Genomic DNA, 18,399 nt, shown 5'->3' with positions numbered 1-18,399 from the left:
TTTTATTATGGCACAACTGTCTAAAGATTTGTGTACCAAATACTAGGATAAGAGCACTAAAGTCAACAAAAAGATCAAAATTCAACTCTAGAAAGTTCTAAAAGTTTTTTTGCAGTATTTGCGTTTCTAATTGTCACTTTATTATTTACTGCAGAACCAGCAATTTTTGACCATTTCGTCTTATTAAAATCCTTAAGTGATGCAGACCAATATATAACTCCCTGATAACTAGCAATTTTCTCTATCCCATGCTTGGCTTCTTCAATTTCTTCAAAAATCTCTTCAATGCTAGTAGGAGGAATAATAAAAATCGTATTGTCGTAAATCTCTTTATTATTTGTTCTCCACTAAGAAGGAGCGTTCTCCAAAACTTTCTTCAGATATTCTGCCGATATTACTGTTACGGGAATACTAAGGTTAAAATCTTCTCTAATCGCTAATTCAATTTTACTTATTAGCTTGTTTCTATCCGTTAAACTACTTGAAAAAATAACACTTCCACTATTTATATAAGTTTTTACATCTAAAAAGTTTAGCTTTTCGAATGATGTTTTTAAATTGGACATAGGTATTTTATTCTTACCACTTATATTTATTTCTCGTAGAACCTTCTTTCTTGTATTAGGTTTAAAGTAATAGTTTTTGTCATGTGCTTAATCTCCCTCGTAAATGTAATGGTTGACTAAATTATATTCTATTCTATTCTATTCTATTCTATTCGTTCATTTAGAACAAGATAATTCAAATTTAAAAAGGCTTCTATTGTAATAGATATGTAATAGATAATTTTCCATTGAGTCTTGTGTTTCTTTCCCCGACCATGATCGGGCTTTACCCCAGTTTATTGCTATATGTTTGTGTCACTAAACAATGAGCCTTCAGAAACGTAGAATACATTATTTTCTATCCATGACCGGTTTTTTAATACACTGAGCTAATATTTATCTTTAGTTAATGATTTTTTCTTCAAAATTTAAGTTACCAAAAAGCATTGTTGGAGACTTACAAATTTTAAGGTCATGTTTATATCTTCTTTTCTATTTTATGTAATAAAAAAGCAACTCACTCAGAGTCGCTTTAAAACTGATTATCAGTTAATGATTGATTAATGGACCTCTCAGAGGCATAACGCACAATCTAAAAGATATGAGGATTATATTCTTTTGTCCATCAGCAATAAAGTGAAAGGATCATCCCCGATGTTAACCGATGTTTTTGAGTATTCCACAAATCCTTTTTTTGAGTAAAAAGAAATAGCAGGTTTATTTAAAGCTAAAACACCTAATACGAGCCGATGTATTTTACTTTCCCGAGCAATTTCTTCAGCTTTTTTCATAGCGAAAGAACCGATCCCTAGACCTTTAAAACCACGCAACATATATATTCTGTTGATTTCTAGAAAATCATGTTCCTTGGTGATCTTTAAATAACCGCAGATTTTATCATCAGTTTTCAGAAAGTAAAAATCGCTCGCAACAGCAGCTAACTCAGTTTTCAATTTAGATGGTTGATAAACCTGATCTGCATAAGAATCAACATTTTTATGATCTATTAAACTATAAAAAGCTTCTTTGTAGGATTGCATACTCAATTTACTTAACGCAGTTAAATCACCTAATTCTACTTTGGATGTTTTAATCATAATATATCCTCCCATTACACATAGATATTAAAGTTTTTTGAAGATACCAAGGATCATTTAACTATGTGATTATCGGCTATCACCTAATTAATTGATTGGACTTAATGAGTATTGTCGGCTTGTAAGATGCAAAAATCAAATAGAAAGTTTTAGTATAAAAACACAGTGACGTAGTTTTTATTGAGATAACTCCCTTTGCGCTCAGTTAATTAGTGCTTTAATTTAATGTTTTTATATATCAATTCCTCGATGCTGTTCATCAACAACTAAATATTCAATCTCTAGCCACTGACCAAAATGTCACCCGCAATTCCTCCGATAATGGCACCTGCTTCTTTAACATAGAAAGCAAAATTTTTATGGACAGTTGCCTCGAAGTTTTTGTTATTATATTTTAACAACAAACTTCTCAATTTTTAGATGTCTTTTTTTCAGGTGAAAAGATCTTTTCATATTCCATGTATGTTGCAATTACCTCTTGATTGGTATTTAAAATAAAAACACATTGAACGCGGAGATGAAATTATAACCGATTGCTTATGATTTTGTCAACATCATTAAGAGAAGAGTCTTTCGAGACCGTAGCGCACATTGTTGCTATCTAAAGCTGAAACGAAATTAATTATTTATTCAACATACTCAAAAATAGTTTATTTTTAGAGTGTCCTAGGTTGTTGGATAGAAAACTACTTGATTTAAACTCAGAGCAAGTTAAAAGCGTTACCTTATCACTATGACTTGGCAATGCCGTGGCCATCACCAACACCAATATTATAAAAAAGTCATTGTAATCAACACAGACCGGGTTTATTATTATTAAATAATATTAATAATAAGAGGTGTTAAAATGGAATGGAATGCTGATGATTATGATCATAAACACGATTTTGTTTTTAAATATGGAGAAAAATTATTAGATTATCTACCATCAGAAGCAAATAAAGTATTAGACATTGGTTGTGGAACTGGAGAACTTACTGCTCAAATTGCAGCAAGAGGATATGAAGTTAAAGGAATTGATCAATCTGAAAATATGGTTCAAAAAGCACAATTGAATTTTCCAAACTTAGATTTTGTTCAGGGTGATATTTTAAAAATGTCGCTCGCAAAAGAATCATTTGATACGGTATTTTCCAATGCTGTTTTTCATTGGATTAATGATCAGCCCAAATTAGTTGAAAGGATTCACACTATGCTGAAACCAGGTGGTCTTTTAATTTGTGAATTTGGTGCTAAAGGAAATATTGATGCGATTAGTACAGCTTTTAGTATTGAATTGAATTTATTAGGAAAGACATATCAATCTCCATTTTATTTTCCGAGTGTTTCAGAATACACAGCTTTGCTAAAGCAAAATAATTTTGAAATCATTACGGCTTACGAGTATGCTCGTCCTACTACTTTGAAAGACGGTTACTCTGGTCTACGCAACTGGGTTAAACAGTTTTTTGCTACTGATTTAGCGAAATTAGATAATTCTGACACAGTACTTGAACACTTAGAAGATAATTTAAAAGATAAACTTTGGAAAGAGGATCATTGGGAAGCAGATTATCGTCGCATTCGTGTAGTGGCAAAAAATATCTAACATGTAAATTAAAAAACTTCTCATAAGTTTTCTGATCTACCAACAATTTATATAAACTTATCAAAAAAGCATGTTAAGTACAGCCATGTTAGCGAGATAAACCCCACCAATTTGGAATTAGTTGTTCTAAAGTAATCACTTTTCTTTTTTCATAATCTACTAGAATTTCTGTGTTTTTATTTTTTATGTCTAACTGCATTAAGAACTCTCGACATGCACCACAAGGCATACTACTGCTTTCCTTCTCGGCCGGTGCTTTGTCTCTAAAAGTAATTATACGTTTAATTTGTGTTTGCCCACTATTCACAAACATATTCAGCGCTGCGACACGTTCTGCACACAAATTGCAAACACCGCTGCAACTTTCAATGCAAAAGCCTGTAAATATTTTGCCATCTTCTGTCTCAAGGGCACTAACTACATTATGAGCGTAAATAAAAGGAGTAACTTCCCTAGGGGAGTATTCTTTTTGCGCTTTCGTATATAAGATTTCCCACTTATCCATTAATATGTGCCTCCTTAATCCTTTACTTGATGCCATTTTCCATACCAATTTTTTCTCATAAATATATTTTTGCAATCTTCCCTGATAAACATTTAAATTAACCAATTTATTTATAATCTTTGGCTCGAATCTTCTGCGAATTTGTTTGGCTGGATTTCCGCCAGGTAAAATTGCTACGTTTTTTCCAATCCATACATCATTTCCCTATTACCGTGTTCTCTTTAAATGGTAGATCACTGATTTGAGAAGCATGCTTACTCTATAAGATTAAATGGATGAGTAGTAATTCCCTTCATTGTATGATGTGCCTTTTAAAACAGCGTAAGGAAAGTTTAGCTTTCTTAAGTTTTTTAAAAAGCGGTTCCATCCCCACGATCGACTGCAGGAAAGGTTTCAGAGCTTTATAACACGAATCGCTTTATATCCATGATTAATGTTTTAAACTTGGTAAAAAATGACCGTTAACAATATGATTTAAAAAAATATTTTCTAATTGCTTGAGCAGTTAATATGTTATTTTTTTTGATTATTTGGTATGGATATCCTTGAAATTGTACTTTTCCGCCTTTTTTCCTGCTAGTGGACCGATATTAAGACCATACATCATTTGAATTCAGAATCTTAAATTTTTATTCTTTCTAGCTCTTTATGTTGATTAATCAAAAAAGTACTTTGTACAACTAGCCAAGATTTCGGGTTGATCTATTGGCAAATTGTGACCGGCTTTTTCTAAAACCAGTAGATTACATTTTTGGAAGTTCGTTGCAAATTTAGCTTGTTCTTTAAAACCAACAACGTGATCATGCTTGCCTAAAAGGAGAAAAAGAGGGATATCAGAGCGCCAATTTTTAAGTTTTGTCTCCTGTTGAAATTGATAGTTCTTATAGTTGTTGCCCTGTAGTTTTTCAATAAAATTAAAGTCGCATTTTTCAAGTCCAACAACGATCCGATCTAAATAATCTTTCCACGTTGAATTTTTTATGAGTACATTCATTTTAAAAAAATCCTCAGCATATTTATTTGCAGGAGTTTTAAACACATCTTCTTTGATATTTATATGCTTTTCAGTTATTCGATTATTTGAGTTGGCAGTTATGACTGGGCAAGTTAGAAATAAACCTTTTACTTGTTGGGGATGACTGTATGCAATGCCGAGACTTAAGTAACCACCATAGGAATGACCACAAAGATAAAAATGATAAATTTTTAATTCATCAAGAAGTTTTGTAATTAATTCGATTAAATAATTACCAGATGGTTGTGGACTTGAGAAAGCCGGACTTTCTCCCATTCCAGGAATATCAATATAAATTTGTTGGTATTTATTTTTATTGATATTCGATTGATAATTAAGTTTCATAAAATTAAGATCTAAACATAAACCGTGAAGAAAAACTATGGGTTCTCCTTGACCGATTATTTCGTAGTGAATTGAAATACCATTGATTACTTTTTGCATAATATATTTTCCTCCAGAGTCGTTACTTAATGTACTGTAATTTCGTGCCTGGTGGTAATGATTTTTTTATAAAACACGGTTACTACTCATTTAATAATTATCAACTAAAATTAATTTGTAAAGATCATAGAAAATAATGTCCTGAAGCAACCTTTCGTACTAATTTTTTTGATTTTTTTTGAACCAATTTGTAGTTATATTATAAACTATCATGGATGAAAACATCCAAAATGCACCAAAAGAGACCCCTCCTATAACATCGCTTAAATGATGTGCGTTAAAATACAAACGCGAAAATAAAATTCCAAGCCAAATAACAGGAACTATAATGAAGGTGAGTTGTCTAATACTTTTATTTTTTATTAATGGAATAAGCACTATTAAAATAATTAAAAATACAAGTGTACTTTCAACCGAATGACCGCTGGGAAATGAAAAGCCGCTATCATTAGGCAAATGTCCCAGCGGTCTTTCGCGATGAAACATAAATTTCATTATCACACCAGCTATTCCTCCGCTTGAAATAACTCCTATAAACCAGAATGCTAAAGATTTATGGGCGGTAACAAATAACGAGATGGAAATAATTACTGCTAAGACAACTAAGTAAAGCGGATGCCCAAAAGTAGCTAGGAAAGTCATTAGGCCATTCAGTAAGTTTCCATTATAATTCATTGTCGGATAGCCGAACAGTTTCTGAAAACTAGCAGAAAAAAGATTATCTGTAGAAATTAGTATATTGCTATTCAGATGGACCATCGATCCAATAACAATAAAAATTAACAAACATACTAACGCTCCGATCAGATTTTCTTTGTTGTATCTTATAAGTTTCTTTTTCATAATATTCTTCCTTTATTGAATAATTTCTCCTTGGTATGACTTTCTTCTTTGGTATAAGAATACTCCAGGTATTATTTGCCTATGTTAAAAAAAGCATATTGGAGCAACAACATGAGTTCTTATGGATTTTTCCCAATGTTATTTCGGTTGTTATTTTCATATTTAGCTATGATTTTAGCATAATGTTGTTTTTTATTTTTCAAAAAATCAAGATGCGCTTGTATCTTTTTCTGTTCAGTATATAAAATCTGTTCTTGCTGTTCTAAAAGATCTATTCTTTCTTTAATTGTTTCATCGCCCTGCTCTCGCAATCTGGAGTACTCAATAATTTTCGAGAGTGGCATTCCTGTTGCTTTGGCGCGATTAATAAACTGGATCCAATGTAATTCTTTATCTGTAAAAATGCGGTAGTTGTTTGAACTACGGGTAGGTTTTAGAAGTCCTAGTTTTTCGTAATAACGCAAAGTTGGAATTGAAAAACCAGTTATTTTGGATACCTCGGATATTCGATATGTCTTAGTCATTATGTAACTTTCCCTTCGAAAATATAAATATTGCTTGCTATGAAGTTTACTTGATAGTTTATAGTAACTTTATCACATAAAAGGAGGAAATATTTTGAACAAATACGAAAATGGATTAAAAATCCGAGAAGCAGTTATTGGTAAAGAGGCAAGTCAACTGGTTTCAGATAGTTTAGCAGATATTGCACCGATCTTAGACCAAAAGACACTTTTGGCGTTTGATGAAGCTAAGACACGAGAGACTTTAGATATGAAGCAAAGGGAAATGATTACGATCACTACATTGTTGACACAAGGAGATACGTCTAGCCAACTTAATATTCATATTCAAGGTGCTCTGAATGTTGGAATAACTCGTGACGAAATAGTTGAAACGTTCGTTCACTGTTTACCGTATGTCGGTTTTCCAAGAGTTTTAAATGCAATTTCAGTTGCAAAGGAAGTATTTAGAAAAAACTAAGCGTAAAATTTTAGAAAACACCGTGAATGAGTCCTTAAATTCACGGTGTTTTCTAAAATACAAGTGATAGCGGTACATCAAAGGATTGAGTTACCATTTGAGTTTAGTCGCTGTATATAGCTATTTTCGGTATCTGCAAGAAAATTTAATGCAGTTAAAATAATTTGTTAGTGTTACAAATTGCGACTCATAGTGATATCAGTAGGAATAAAACCCAGTTTACGATAGACATGAATTGCTCTCTTGTTACTGCCGAAAACATGTAAATCGATTTTTTTAAAACCTCTATTTTTAGCCTCTATAAAGATTTCTTTCATTGCTTGAGTGCCAAAACCCTTATTTTGGAACGCGCGATCGATGGCAAAATCATAGACAAAGGACTCACTGGGATTTGTTTTGCTTTTAGCAAGCCATATATATCCAACAGTCTTCTCATCATTGGTAAAAGTATAGAAACAGTTATCTTTTGTCTCCAATCCATCAGGGAGCAAACGCTTGTATTCTTCTTTAGCTAACACTAAAGCTTCATCAGCTGGCCATGCTCCTGCCTCAACCTTTTCAGATGCATATTCTTTGATGGTCCCGATTATATATTTTTCATAGTTTTTTGAATCCATTTTTTTTAAATCCACAAGTTCTCACCCTTTTAATTAATATAATTTATAACTTATTATGATTATTAAATCATTTCACAAATGCAACGGAAAGTCAATTTTACTTCGTGCGTATTTTAAATAATAAAGATAACTTAAAACACGATTATTCTTCAAATAACCTAATAGGATATTTTGCATGCTAAAAGGAAACACAATGAAACAAGGACTGACTAAGCCAGCTATTAAAAAAAGAATCTTGCTAATTAACAAGGTTCTTTTATATTATGATTTGAAGTTACTTATTAGAATTGGAAAAGAATTCTAAAATTTTTTATTTTTTACCCAAACTTGAAATTCATCTTGCGTGACAATATTAACTAGTTCCCTTCTTTCTATGCGACATATTTTCATGCTGTATTCAAAATAGAGCTTTTTCAGTAACACCGCCGCAGCTTTTAAAATCTCCAATTCCTCCTTGAGACGTTGGTTCTCTTTTTGTAATTTTTTAAATTCTTTAGAAGTAACTTCGGTTCCATCATCAAGTTCAACAGATTTTGCATCTTTAGTCCAGTTATGAATTGATGCAGGAGACACTGCATATGCTTCTGAAAGAGAACGAACTGATCTCTTTTCCGTGGTGTGCATTTTAATAATGCTGGCTTTAAAATCATCAATATATCGTTTCATATAAAAGCTCCTATCCTAGTCATTTTATTATGGCACAAATGTCTAAATATTTGTGTACCAAATACTAGGATAGGAGCAAAATTAGCAATCAAGCAAAAGTAAAATAAGATAGTTATATTTCGAAAAAAGGTCATATCACCTGAGAAAAATGACTATTTTTTATTGTAAAACTGGTGCAACATAAAATAAAGTGTTTGATTAACTTCTAGTATCTAACATGTAACATTCTCGATATTACTGCAACCAAAGCGCACCCCCCTACCGGATTCGCCATGCTGACATATTCCTCATTTGCCCATACTTTTCATTAACGCGAAGTTCTTTGTATTGAAAACCTGAAAAAAGCATTTGTTAGCACCTCAAGCTCAGTCAAATCATCCTGGCGATTAAATTCGGTGATATGTTTATTCTTTTCAATCTCTGTCGTCATTTTATTAGTCGTTAATTTTGTCCCAATTCTTATAGTATATACATAATATATCAGTTAGAGTTAGCTCTAAGACAAGTCCAAATATCGGTCAATTTGAAATTAAATAAAATTGAAATAGTACCAAGATAGGTAAAGTACTGCTAATATTCTCAAAAAATATATTAATTAGTCTCATTTAACTTTTTCAATGACCAGCGTAATAGTAATGGTGCCAGCAATGTGGCAACAACGATCACAAAAATAATGTCTACATATAAGGCTTTGTCGAGTAAGTGAGCATTAAAACCAATTTGGGCTGTAATCAAAGCCATTTCTCCGCGCGCAATCATTCCTGTGCCAACTACACGTCCGCTCTTTCTGTCAAAGCCAGCTAGCAAAGCGCCTAATTCACCACCTAACCATTTTGTTAAAATGGCAAGAGTTGTCATAATAATAATAAAAGGCAGCGACGCTAAAAAATTATTAAACGAAATACCTAGTCCAATACTAACAAAGAAGACAGGTACAAAAATGGCATTGCTAATCGGTTCAATGTTATTGCTAACAGTTTTCTTAGTAGGTGTCTGTCCAACTGCAATTCCCGCAAAGAAAGCACCAATTGCACCAGACAAACCAACTCGTTCAGCTAGGTATGCCATCGATAAACAGATAATCATAGCTGAGATAGTTTTGCCAGTCGGAACTAGCAACTTGTTGCTGAGATACATAATACCTGGTGCAATCCAACGAACAAGTAAGAAGACACCAGCAAAGAAAACTCCCTGAAAGATCAGCTGGATTAACATATTACTTGAACTTTCGTTTCCAGCTACTCCGCCGGTATTCCCAACAATTGCAATCATAAAACTCAATAGTAAGACGCCTAAGATATCATCCGCAACTGCTGCTCCAAGAACAGTTGCCCCTTCTTTGCCCTTCAAGACCTTGAATTCTCGTAAAACAACCACAGAAATGCTAACGGAAGTGGCTGAGAAAACCACACCAATGAATAAAGCTTCTTGTAAATGATAGCCAAATAAAAGACTGGTTGTTCCCATGACAATCACAGGTAATAAAACGCCAATTAACGCAACTGATAATGCAGGTTTAAGGTATTTTTTTAGTTGCTGCATATCGCTCTCAATGCCTGCCATAAACATTAGTAAAATTACGCCAATCTCGGCAAATTGTTCTATTAAATCTGTTGAATGAATAAAGTTCAAAATTCCAGGACCGATTATTATACCAATTAAGAGTTGACCTAAAACGGCGGGAATTCCGGCTCTTGCAGCTAAGTGTCCGGCAAGAGTAGTGAATAATAAAATAATAACCAGGGAACCAATAAAAGACATCAATTTCACTCCCTCAAAAGAAATAAAAGCATTCTACAATAACTAACGTAAGTTTAACATTTTGTTACTTCCACTACTAACTGAATGAGTTTTTTCATGTTTTAATTTACTGCTGATAGTGACATTTGCTTTTCTATTTTCTGGCGTAAGTTTCTGGCAAGTTAAAATCAGCTTTTAATATTTTAGTTATTTACAAAGTAGTTTAATATGCTATTATTTACATATGAATAAAATAACATTCAAAAAGGAGGCCCTTGATTGAAAGAGTCAAATTCTATAGATCAAGACATCGTTCTAATCGGCGAAAATCAACTGAAAGAATCAGAACGAATACTGAAACTACTAAGTAATCCTGCACGCTTACAAATGCTCAATATTTTGGAGCAGCGAGAGCTTAACGTAGGCGAAATAGGCAAATTACTAAATTTAGAACAATCAGTAGTTTCACACCATCTTGCCACCCTACGCAAATTTCAATTAGTCAGTACTAAAAGGATTGGAAAAGCAATTTATTATCAACTAGATGATCCACATATTTTTGATATAGTAACTGAAACATTAGACCATGCTGATCATGTCCTGCGCGGTAAGCCTCACGGAAAATAAACAAACTGCCTTAAAGCAATCAAAATAACTATCGTTAGAAGGTATATAAATGAATCATTGGATTTTAGTATTAACGTTTTTAAGTGTTAACCTGGATTTCTTCTTTATGCTGCTTTTCTTATTAAAAAAATATCCTACATCCAAAGTAGTTCTTGGCTACCTTGCAGGTACTATAATTTTGTTGATTATGAGCTATTTTATCGGAAAAATGTTAACTACCTTTTTACCAGAATGGATTTTGGGTATTCTAGGGATTCTCCCAATTTATCTAGCTTTTCATGATGATGATGATGATGACGGTCTTAAAGAGAATAAATCTGAAGTGCTTAGTGTTCTCATTACATATCTGTCGGTGTGTGCGGGTTGCAATTTATCAATCTTTTTACCTGTTTTAGTTGGAGAAAGCCTTATGAACTTTTTAACAACTTTGTTATTTATAGGGTCTCTTACTGTTTTGGCAGTTTTTCTGATTAAATTTATCTCTACTATAAATATAGTTTCTCAAATTATGAAAGCGCATGGAGAAAAATTGATGAAGGTATGCTATATCGCTATTGGCCTATATGTTTTTTGGGATAGCGGGTTAATTCTTCATTTAATTGCTTTAATTTAATGAGCAGGACAATCTTAAGCAAAAGAATTTGCTTTTTTTCGCTACTTTTGTATTAGAAATTCGCCTGAACGTTATAAATCTTCTAGAGTATATATAAAACCGTTCAAATTAAAAAGATAAACTGAAATATTGTGATTATAACAATATTTTTCCAGTTTATCTTTTTTTTATCTGACTGATTAAATATGCATCACATTTTCCTAAATTTTAAATGTACAGAAAAGCTATAAATTATATAATTGTTCTCAAGCAAAGCTTTAGGCATGGTCTGATATCCTTTCATTTGAAATTACTCGTTTGATTTTTCACTCATATTTTTAACAGCTGAACCTAATTATTTTAATACTTGAATGTTTTTTATATTTAGTTTACAGCGTAAACGTAGAGTGCGTTGTAAACTGAATGGAGGAAAAGATTATGCCACTAGCTATTAAGCTTAGACAAGTTCACAAACAATTTGATGAACGGCCTATTTTAAAAGGAATAGATTTAGAAATAAAACAAGGTGAAATTATTGGATTACTCGGCCCCAATGGTGCTGGAAAGTCAACGTTGATTAAAATTATGACGGGTTTAGTGATTCCTGATTCTGGTGAAATCTGGTTATTAAACAGATTATTCTCTAAGAATAAGCATCAGCTAAGAAAGTATTTGGGTATTGCTCCACAAGAATTAGGCATTTACCCGCAGTTAACAGTCAAGCAAAATTTGCAAAGTTTTGGTGCTTTCAGTGGTCTGTCGAAAAGGCAAATTAAGGAAAAGTATGTTCAAGTGATAGCAGTTTTTGATCTGAAAAAAATTGAAAACCAGAAAGCAGAAAATTTGAGTGATGGTCAAAAAAGGCGTCTACATTCCGCTATTGCTCTAATGAATCAGGCAAAAATCATTTTTTTGGATGAACCAACTGTTGGTGCAGATGTAGATTCTCGTAATCAAATTATTCGGGCTGTCAAAGAATTGAGTAGTCAAGGAATTACCGTTATTTATACAACACATTATCTGCAAGAAATGGAGGATCTTGAAGCAAAAATTGTTTTTTTAAATCATGGGATACTTCAGACTACTGGAAGTTTAGAAGAAATTCTTCAACAATACGCCCAGCCTTCATTAGAGCTTTACTTTGAGGGTCAATTGCCTGATTTAAAAGGCTGGAAAGAAGAAAACGGCCATTTAAAATCAATAGGTTTAAAAAACAATAGTTACGTTGAATTATTACAAGAAACCCTTGGCAATCCGGAAATCCATAAGTACCAATTAACTAATATCAAGTTTTTGAAAGCCAATTTAGAATCAGCCTACCATAGGTTATTGGAGAAGAGGATTACCGATGAAGATTAAACAAATTTTTGCGGTCGTTAAATTAAATAGTCGTCTGCAATTAGCTAACCCCACTGTACAGTTTATTATGATCTTAGTTCCCTTGATTATGGCACCCTTCATGTTACCGACAGCCAAAACACAATTAATTTCAGAAGGATATTCACATGCTAATGGAGCTGAACAAGTCATTCCAGGACTAGCAATTTTGTTTTCTTTTTTTTCGATTCAATTAATTATTCAAATGTTTTTTGACGAAGCTAATTGGAACACTTGGAATCGCCAGCAAATTTCAGCAACTTCTATGACTGAAATAATTACTGGAAAAGTATTCGTAGCCTATTTAATTCAAGTGCTACAGCTTGCCGCTGTACTTTTGCTTAGTACCCTATTATTTAAGTTTCGTATCAATGGCAGTTGGCTGGCTTTTATCATTGTCGTTATGTCTTTTGCTGCAACACTAACCTTTTTTGGTATCTTATTAGTTAGTTGGACTAAATCTGCATCTATAGCGTTATCGTTGTCTAATCTTCTAGGAATTTTAATGGCTGGGTTAGGTGGCAGCTTATCACCAGTTAGCACATTTCCTCATTGGGCAAAAGTTTTGGCCAGAATTGATCCCGCATATTGGGCACTTTCAGCCATGAAAAAAATCAGTCTTAATAGCGGTAATTTCAGTACTATCAATCATTGTTTAGTTCCTCTATGGAGTATCACAGCAACTTTTTGTATAATATCTTTGATTGGTTTTTATCATCGACCCTTGAAAGAAGGAAATATTTAGCATGAAACCCGTTAAACCAACAAAGGAAACTTTGAGTCGAACTTATATTTTACAGACTGCACTTAATCTGCTTGATCAAGCAGGTCTTCAGAAATTTACAATGCGAAAATTGGGGCAAGAAATGAATGTTTCGCCAATGGCAGTCTATCGCTATTTTCCAAATCAAGGAGCACTTTTTGATGGACTAGTTGAGTTGATCTGGCGAAATGCCCTAATTCTAAAAACATGTAAGAGCACCAATAGTAGTTGGCAAGAATATGTAACTGATCTAATGTCTCAATTACGACAAACTTTATTAAAGCATCCACATGTCTTACCTCTGATCTCAACCCACCCAATAGTTACTAGATCAGAATTTACGTTAGTGGAAGAAACTTTGACCAAGTTGAAGGAAAAGGGGCTGAATATTCAACCAACAACAGTTTTTCTAATCAATTCTTTGACCGTGTACACTTTAGGTTTTGTGTGGGCCGAGGCGATTGAACCAGCAGATGGTGGGAAAATTGATTCAGAAGTAATGAAAGAGTTACAAGATAATTCAGGCCCTCTAAGTGAACTACTACAGGCACTGCAGACTGAACAATATACTAGTGAGCAACAGTTTTTAATGGGACTTAAAGCAATTTTGACTGGTTGGAAGTAATGAGAATTCTACTCTATAGGGTAATGATCTACCTATAAAAAAATATAAAGTTTGTAAAGAGTAAGACAGTCGGTTTTACGCAGACTAAAGTTGATTATCATTTTCTCTAAAATAAAAAAGCGCCTCTTTATGAGACGCTTTTTTGTCTGATGTTCGTTTGTTCACTTTTTTACCGAGGTATTCATAGTGTTTCTATCTTTTACAACACGGCTTACATTTAGATAAAGTAAGTGTTTTATAATCTGATAAGTAGTGAGTAGGTTATTAACTTCCAAAAGCTTTTCTTACCAAGTAGAATGGAGATGTAGGGGTGTAACTTAAGGCCGTAAGTTAGTTAAAGGGGGAATTAAAATGAAACGCTATCATTTTTGGGGGAGTATTTTATCAATTTTTGCCTTTATCTTTATATTAGCAGCATGCAGTCTTTTACCAGAGAAACAGGTACACTACCAGCGTTTTGGCAACGGAACAGATACTCGATTGACATATTATGCGCGAAGAGACAAAGTTACGCGACAGGAAACTCGAAGTATAGTCCTTTACTCTGCATTAGGCGTTACTGACAAAGAAAGCGCCCAGCAAATACTTGTTCCATTTTCAAAACGTTTCCAAGGAATTGATGGTCTAACCGAAAAAATCACTTACAAAAAAACATATGCTCAAGAAGAATTAACGATAGACTATAGTAAAGTCGATATTGAAAAGATTAGAAATCTTCCAGGCATGCGTTATTCTTCCAGTACAAAAAGTAATAATATTAGTTTGAAAAGAAGTGAAACGCTTCTGAAAAGAAATAAGTTCGTCAAAATAACTGATAATAAATTTCAAAAATTCACGCAAAAAGAATTAACACGCAAGCCCTATTCAATTAATGACTTTAATAAAATTAAAATCGCTTCCTCAAGTCTTGATGCGAACGCTACGACCATTGCCGAATTAAAGAAACAACTTGGCAGACCAGATAGAACGCAAAAGACTCAGACCTCCGGTACAGAACGGGGTTCATATTTGTGGTATCTTTCGCAGAATAAAACGGCATATATATCTGTTTATACGATCGGAGAACAGATTAGGACAAAAAGCCTTAGTAGATATGGAACTGCTGGGAAAAATATTTCAAGCGCCACTTTTGACTCCCTTGAAAACGGAACTGATTACGATGTTGTGATCACCGTATTAGGCGAACCAACTAGAGTAACTGTGACTAGTAGCGGCAGTAGCTCTTATACGACATTGGTTTACCGAAATAGAACTACAAATAAAAACTACAGCTTTTATTTTACCAATGATAAACTAATTTCAAAAAGTGAAAGCAATTAAAACTATCTTTTTAGTTTTACTCATGATGACTGGTTTCCGTGCGCTGTGTTTTTTGACCAGAACTTACAGAAGATATTCACACCAATATTGTCTTACTAGAAATGCCTTAAAAAAGCCGCCTCATTTTGAGTTCGGCTTTTTGTATATTTTACTAACTCAACATACAGAATGAAATTCAAATTTTAAATGGCAGGTTTTAATAAGTTGCGTCTAAAATTTAATAACCTACTTGCTCATTTCGTGTAAAGACAAGTTCAAAAGAGTACTTTCCCGCAACATATAATAACTCATCTCTTATTTCAAGAGATACCATTTTTTACAAATAAATATACCAGAATTGTAATTGTTCATTAAACAAACAAAATATTATCTTATGATGCGTAAACTCAGCAGTTGATAAACCACAATTAATGTAGCCATACTTTTAACCAGTGTTTTTCGAAATAAGGCAAACATTAATCTATAACAAATACTTAGGATAATATTTTGAATTGGTCACCATAAATTATTTTTCTTTTTCTATAAATCTTATAATTGCCTTTTTTACTTGATCAGCGTGTCCCTCAATAGTGTGCCCCCCTGTTTCAAAAACAGCAGTCTCGGTGTCAACACGCGTGAGTAATTTTTCTACGTTTTCATATTTTGCCAGCGGATCGTCTTTCGCATGAATTACCAGTATAGGAGTTTTCAACCCCTCAATCGTATATTTTTCGTAATGCAGCGTCATGTCAATATTTGTAATCTTAGTATCGGCTAAGATCCCCTGTCTTCGAGGCTTTACAGGGAGCATAGTTTCAAGCAAAGCACCATTGCTCACATCGGATCCCATCATAGAATTGAATATAAAGCCAAAATATTTTGTAGAAAACCACATAAAAAAGTCATTGATTAGTAATTTTGGTGGTCCCGTCGCTCCAAGTGCTTTTATTTCATCTTTGTTCCTTTTTTTATCTGGTACACCGGATGATAAAAGAATCAATCCTTTTAACCTGTCTGGATATGCCAATGCAAACTGAAATCCGGCAGCACCACCAGCAGAGGTTGTAAGTATGTATGCCTGGTTGATGCCCAATTCATCAAGCAATTCAATAAACACTTCTGCTTGATTTCCTGGAGTCGGATTATTTGGCAGTTTTGATCCAGGGTAACCAAAACGTGAAATAGATATTTTCCTGTATCGTTCTCCTACTATTTGACTCAAGCTGGTAGAACCTTGATCATATCCTCCAAAAATGCCGTGCGAAATAAGAATTACCTCACCTTTTCCTTCGTCAACATAAGACATTGTTCCAAATTTTGTTGCTATAGTTTTTATATTATAGGATCCCAGTCGTTTATAAGCCGCCTTTATGTCATTATGATACTGGCAAACAATAATAATACAAAAAACAACGATTAATGCAACTAAAATACATATCAACATTTTCTACACCTCTGATAGGGCTAGATTATTTTCGTGACCGGTAATGTCAATCTGACAATCGTTTAGAAGACCTTCTCTATTGCTGACAACAAAATGATACAATAATTGGTTGTTCTAACCTTTACATTTGGTAATTATCTGATTTTTATAATAAGTAACATTGTTTTTAAAAGGGTCTTCTTCTTTTTAAAAAGGCATTATCGATCTTTTCAAAATTTACCTTTGGGTAATACTCTAATGCCGAGGGTGCAGATAGAAGAAGCAAGGAAACGTCAGGTCCGATTTGTGAATGAAGACTTTTAATTAACCTACGCCCTATCCCGTGTCGTTGATAAGTTTTATCAACAGCTAAATCTGACAGATAGCAAGCATAACTATAATCTGTTATTGCTCGGGCTATTCCCACAAGCTTCTTATTGTCCCATGCAGTCCATAGAATATCCGCATTTTTGATCATTAGTTTTAAGCGAGGCAAATCATCTACAGGACGATGAATACCTGAATTCTTGAAAACCTGTGCTAAATCGGCAGCAGTTATTTCTTTTTTATTAGTATAATTAATCAAAATTTTTCATCCCCAAGTACAGTGTTAAATTTTATTTGTTTTTCTTCTTTTTTATTTTTTGGCGTAATCAATGGTTTGTACTACGCAAGTCAATTTTTTTGTTTACTGACAGAGTTTTTTTGGAAAAAATCCAACATTGCAAGATTGGTTTCTTGACTCTCGCTCCATTCCCAATGACTAACATTAAACACATGAGTCAAATGAGGACCTTGTGAGTGCAGCCATAATTTAGTATGAAACTCGAATTTATTTTGCTTAAGTATCTCTAGGAGGAGCTTTGTTTGCCACCAGAAACTATCTTCTTCTCCGCCAATAATCATAATAGGTGGCAAATGTATGTTTCGACATACTTGTGAGAAGTCGATAGCATTACTTATTTCAGGATTTTTACCAATCATTAACTTAAGCTGTAAATTTGCAGCTTGGCTCATAATGCCGTTGCCCAGCGCAAGTTTGCGGGGCTCCATTACGCCGCAAATAATAGCTAGTGCGTCAAAGTTGAACTTAAGTGCCTCTACCCCATAAATGTTCTGCAAGCGGAGGCTTTTTTGAATGCATAGTGTTAATCCCGCTAAGTGAGCGCCTGCTGAATCCCCGACTAAGAAAACGCGTGTTAGGTCAAGTCCCTTTTGCGAACCAAATGATTCTAACCAGTGCAGACTTGCAAAAATATCCTGTATCATTTCTCTGAGCCCGATCTGTGGAAGTAAACGATAGCTCATTGCCATTACAGCATATCCTTGAAAAGCTAAGAAACGACAATAATTGTCGTTTAAGTGACAGTCACCATACATCCAACCACCGCCATGAATATCTATAATAGTCGGCAGCTTTTCAGTGTCAAAACTACGTGGAAAATATAGGTTAAGCTTTTGCAGAGGGCCTGCTTTACTAATATAAGAATAATCTGTTTGGGTGAGAGCCCCAAGCGGTTTTGCCTGTCTAAGTATTCGTTGTTGATCTTTCTTTGCAACTTCGTGCCAATTATGCATGAGGTGCGCTAACAATGACTCATCCTGCATACAACTACCTCCGTTCTAAAATTCTTAGTCAAACTATTCTA

General features: G+C 33.6%; 19 protein-coding genes and 1 pseudogene. 8 read left to right on the top strand and 12 right to left on the bottom strand.

Annotation, left to right across the window (positions count from 1 at the left end):
• Positions 1 to 347 precede the first annotated feature (347 nt).
• Both FC19_RS11755 and FC19_RS01840 read right to left on the bottom strand, forming a co-directional pair.
• Positions 348 to 596, bottom strand: coding sequence for a DUF1697 domain-containing protein (locus tag FC19_RS11755; protein ID WP_268872806.1), 249 nt, complete (start codon positions 594 to 596; stop codon positions 348 to 350).
• A 557-nt stretch (positions 597 to 1,153) separates the two neighbouring features.
• Entirely contained in the window at positions 1,154 to 1,642 is a 489-nt protein-coding gene (locus FC19_RS01840) for a GNAT family N-acetyltransferase (RefSeq protein WP_057875294.1), read from the bottom strand.
• Positions 1,643 to 2,489: 847 nt separating this feature from the next.
• On the opposite strand from FC19_RS01840, the gene FC19_RS01835 reads away from it, so the two are divergent.
• The gene (locus tag FC19_RS01835) at positions 2,490 to 3,230 is read left to right on the top strand and encodes a class I SAM-dependent methyltransferase (protein WP_057875293.1); all 741 of its coding nucleotides are present in this window, start codon (positions 2,490 to 2,492) and stop codon (positions 3,228 to 3,230) included.
• A gap of 88 nt (positions 3,231 to 3,318) precedes the next feature.
• Here the strand turns inward: FC19_RS01835 and FC19_RS01830 are convergent, their stop codons facing one another.
• From FC19_RS01830 to FC19_RS01815, 4 genes are all read right to left on the bottom strand, one after another.
• On the bottom strand, positions 3,319 to 3,735 hold the full coding sequence (locus FC19_RS01830) for a cytidine deaminase family protein (RefSeq protein ID WP_057875292.1): 417 nt from the start codon (positions 3,733 to 3,735) through the stop codon (positions 3,319 to 3,321).
• 655 nt (positions 3,736 to 4,390) lie between these two features.
• A complete protein-coding gene (locus tag FC19_RS01825; RefSeq protein WP_057875291.1) occupies positions 4,391 to 5,194 on the bottom strand; it encodes an alpha/beta fold hydrolase in 804 nt (267 codons plus the stop codon).
• Between the two features lie 159 nt (positions 5,195 to 5,353).
• The gene (locus FC19_RS01820) at positions 5,354 to 6,037 is read right to left on the bottom strand and encodes a phosphatase PAP2 family protein (RefSeq protein ID WP_057875290.1); all 684 of its coding nucleotides are present in this window, start codon (positions 6,035 to 6,037) and stop codon (positions 5,354 to 5,356) included.
• Positions 6,038 to 6,156: 119 nt separating this feature from the next.
• The gene (locus tag FC19_RS01815; protein WP_057875289.1) at positions 6,157 to 6,561 is read right to left on the bottom strand and encodes a MerR family transcriptional regulator; all 405 of its coding nucleotides are present in this window, start codon (positions 6,559 to 6,561) and stop codon (positions 6,157 to 6,159) included.
• A gap of 94 nt (positions 6,562 to 6,655) precedes the next feature.
• On the opposite strand from FC19_RS01815, the gene FC19_RS01810 reads away from it, so the two are divergent.
• On the top strand, positions 6,656 to 7,021 hold the full coding sequence (locus tag FC19_RS01810; RefSeq protein ID WP_057875288.1) for a carboxymuconolactone decarboxylase family protein: 366 nt from the start codon (positions 6,656 to 6,658) through the stop codon (positions 7,019 to 7,021).
• 173 nt (positions 7,022 to 7,194) lie between these two features.
• Here the strand turns inward: FC19_RS01810 and FC19_RS01805 are convergent, their stop codons facing one another.
• The 3 genes and pseudogenes from FC19_RS01805 to FC19_RS01795 all read right to left on the bottom strand — a co-directional run bounded on the left by FC19_RS01805 (position 7,195) and on the right by FC19_RS01795 (position 10,065).
• Complete coding sequence (locus FC19_RS01805) at positions 7,195 to 7,653, bottom strand: GNAT family N-acetyltransferase (protein ID WP_057875287.1); 459 nt, start codon at positions 7,651 to 7,653, stop codon at positions 7,195 to 7,197.
• 388 nt (positions 7,654 to 8,041) lie between these two features.
• Positions 8,042 to 8,304: pseudogene (locus FC19_RS01800) on the bottom strand (transposase); the annotation flags it as partial.
• Between the two features lie 591 nt (positions 8,305 to 8,895).
• Positions 8,896 to 10,065 (bottom strand): cation:proton antiporter, encoded by a 1,170-nt coding sequence (locus FC19_RS01795; RefSeq protein WP_057875286.1) that lies wholly within the window; start codon positions 10,063 to 10,065, stop codon positions 8,896 to 8,898.
• 276 nt (positions 10,066 to 10,341) lie between these two features.
• Here FC19_RS01795 and FC19_RS01790 point away from each other — a divergent pair, with 276 nt between their 5' ends.
• From FC19_RS01790 to FC19_RS01765, 6 genes are all read left to right on the top strand, one after another.
• On the top strand, positions 10,342 to 10,671 hold the full coding sequence (locus tag FC19_RS01790) for an ArsR/SmtB family transcription factor (protein ID WP_057875300.1): 330 nt from the start codon (positions 10,342 to 10,344) through the stop codon (positions 10,669 to 10,671).
• 49 nt (positions 10,672 to 10,720) lie between these two features.
• A complete protein-coding gene (locus tag FC19_RS01785; protein WP_057875285.1) occupies positions 10,721 to 11,284 on the top strand; it encodes a cadmium resistance transporter in 564 nt (187 codons plus the stop codon).
• Between the two features lie 417 nt (positions 11,285 to 11,701).
• Positions 11,702 to 12,622, top strand: coding sequence for an ABC transporter ATP-binding protein (locus FC19_RS01780; protein ID WP_057875284.1), 921 nt, complete (start codon positions 11,702 to 11,704; stop codon positions 12,620 to 12,622).
• Positions 12,612 to 13,385 carry an ABC transporter permease gene (locus FC19_RS01775; protein WP_057875283.1) on the top strand — a complete coding sequence of 258 codons (774 nt, stop codon included), beginning with the start codon at positions 12,612 to 12,614 and terminating at the stop codon, positions 13,383 to 13,385. Before FC19_RS01780 ends, FC19_RS01775 begins: the two co-directional genes overlap by 11 nt.
• 1 nt (position 13,386) lies before the next feature.
• Complete coding sequence (locus tag FC19_RS01770) at positions 13,387 to 14,028, top strand: TetR/AcrR family transcriptional regulator (RefSeq protein ID WP_057875282.1); 642 nt, start codon at positions 13,387 to 13,389, stop codon at positions 14,026 to 14,028.
• A gap of 351 nt (positions 14,029 to 14,379) precedes the next feature.
• Positions 14,380 to 15,348, top strand: coding sequence for a DUF1307 domain-containing protein (locus FC19_RS01765; RefSeq protein ID WP_057875281.1), 969 nt, complete (start codon positions 14,380 to 14,382; stop codon positions 15,346 to 15,348).
• 505 nt (positions 15,349 to 15,853) lie between these two features.
• Here FC19_RS01765 and FC19_RS01760 read toward each other — a convergent pair.
• The 3 genes from FC19_RS01760 to FC19_RS01750 form a co-directional block, all read right to left on the bottom strand.
• On the bottom strand, positions 15,854 to 16,771 hold the full coding sequence (locus tag FC19_RS01760; protein WP_057875280.1) for an alpha/beta fold hydrolase: 918 nt from the start codon (positions 16,769 to 16,771) through the stop codon (positions 15,854 to 15,856).
• Positions 16,772 to 16,937: 166 nt separating this feature from the next.
• Complete coding sequence (locus tag FC19_RS01755; protein WP_057875279.1) at positions 16,938 to 17,336, bottom strand: GNAT family N-acetyltransferase; 399 nt, start codon at positions 17,334 to 17,336, stop codon at positions 16,938 to 16,940.
• Positions 17,337 to 17,425: 89 nt separating this feature from the next.
• Positions 17,426 to 18,358, bottom strand: a complete 933-nt coding sequence (locus FC19_RS01750) for an alpha/beta hydrolase (protein WP_057875278.1) — start codon at positions 18,356 to 18,358, stop codon at positions 17,426 to 17,428.
• Between the last annotated feature and the right edge of the window lie 41 nt (positions 18,359 to 18,399).

Source organism: Liquorilactobacillus aquaticus DSM 21051, assembly GCF_001436755.1.
Classification (GTDB): Bacteria; Bacillota; Bacilli; order Lactobacillales; family Lactobacillaceae; genus Liquorilactobacillus; species Liquorilactobacillus aquaticus.
Note: the sequence above shows the minus strand (reverse complement) of the source record. Positions and strands in the feature narration are given on the sequence as shown.

What these genes read in the sequence shown, in the direction of transcription:
- FC19_RS01760 (WP_057875280.1), bottom strand. Translation starts at nt 16,771, where the DNA reads ATGTTGATATGTATTTTAGTTGCATTAATCGTTGTTTTTTGTATTATT.
- FC19_RS01830 (WP_057875292.1), bottom strand. Translation starts at nt 3,735, where the DNA reads ATGGATAAGTGGGAAATCTTATATACGAAAGCGCAAAAAGAATACTCC.
- FC19_RS01840 (WP_057875294.1), bottom strand. Translation starts at nt 1,642, where the DNA reads ATGATTAAAACATCCAAAGTAGAATTAGGTGATTTAACTGCGTTAAGT.
- FC19_RS01835 (WP_057875293.1), top strand. Translation starts at nt 2,490, where the DNA reads ATGGAATGGAATGCTGATGATTATGATCATAAACACGATTTTGTTTTT.
- FC19_RS01795 (WP_057875286.1), bottom strand. Translation starts at nt 10,065, where the DNA reads ATGTCTTTTATTGGTTCCCTGGTTATTATTTTATTATTCACTACTCTT.
- FC19_RS01815 (WP_057875289.1), bottom strand. Translation starts at nt 6,561, where the DNA reads ATGACTAAGACATATCGAATATCCGAGGTATCCAAAATAACTGGTTTT.
- FC19_RS01825 (WP_057875291.1), bottom strand. Translation starts at nt 5,194, where the DNA reads ATGCAAAAAGTAATCAATGGTATTTCAATTCACTACGAAATAATCGGT.
- FC19_RS01750 (WP_057875278.1), bottom strand. Translation starts at nt 18,358, where the DNA reads ATGCAGGATGAGTCATTGTTAGCGCACCTCATGCATAATTGGCACGAA.
- FC19_RS01765 (WP_057875281.1), top strand. Translation starts at nt 14,380, where the DNA reads ATGAAACGCTATCATTTTTGGGGGAGTATTTTATCAATTTTTGCCTTT.
- FC19_RS01820 (WP_057875290.1), bottom strand. Translation starts at nt 6,037, where the DNA reads ATGAAAAAGAAACTTATAAGATACAACAAAGAAAATCTGATCGGAGCG.
- FC19_RS01785 (WP_057875285.1), top strand. Translation starts at nt 10,721, where the DNA reads ATGAATCATTGGATTTTAGTATTAACGTTTTTAAGTGTTAACCTGGAT.
- FC19_RS01770 (WP_057875282.1), top strand. Translation starts at nt 13,387, where the DNA reads ATGAAACCCGTTAAACCAACAAAGGAAACTTTGAGTCGAACTTATATT.
- FC19_RS01775 (WP_057875283.1), top strand. Translation starts at nt 12,612, where the DNA reads ATGAAGATTAAACAAATTTTTGCGGTCGTTAAATTAAATAGTCGTCTG.
- FC19_RS01780 (WP_057875284.1), top strand. Translation starts at nt 11,702, where the DNA reads ATGCCACTAGCTATTAAGCTTAGACAAGTTCACAAACAATTTGATGAA.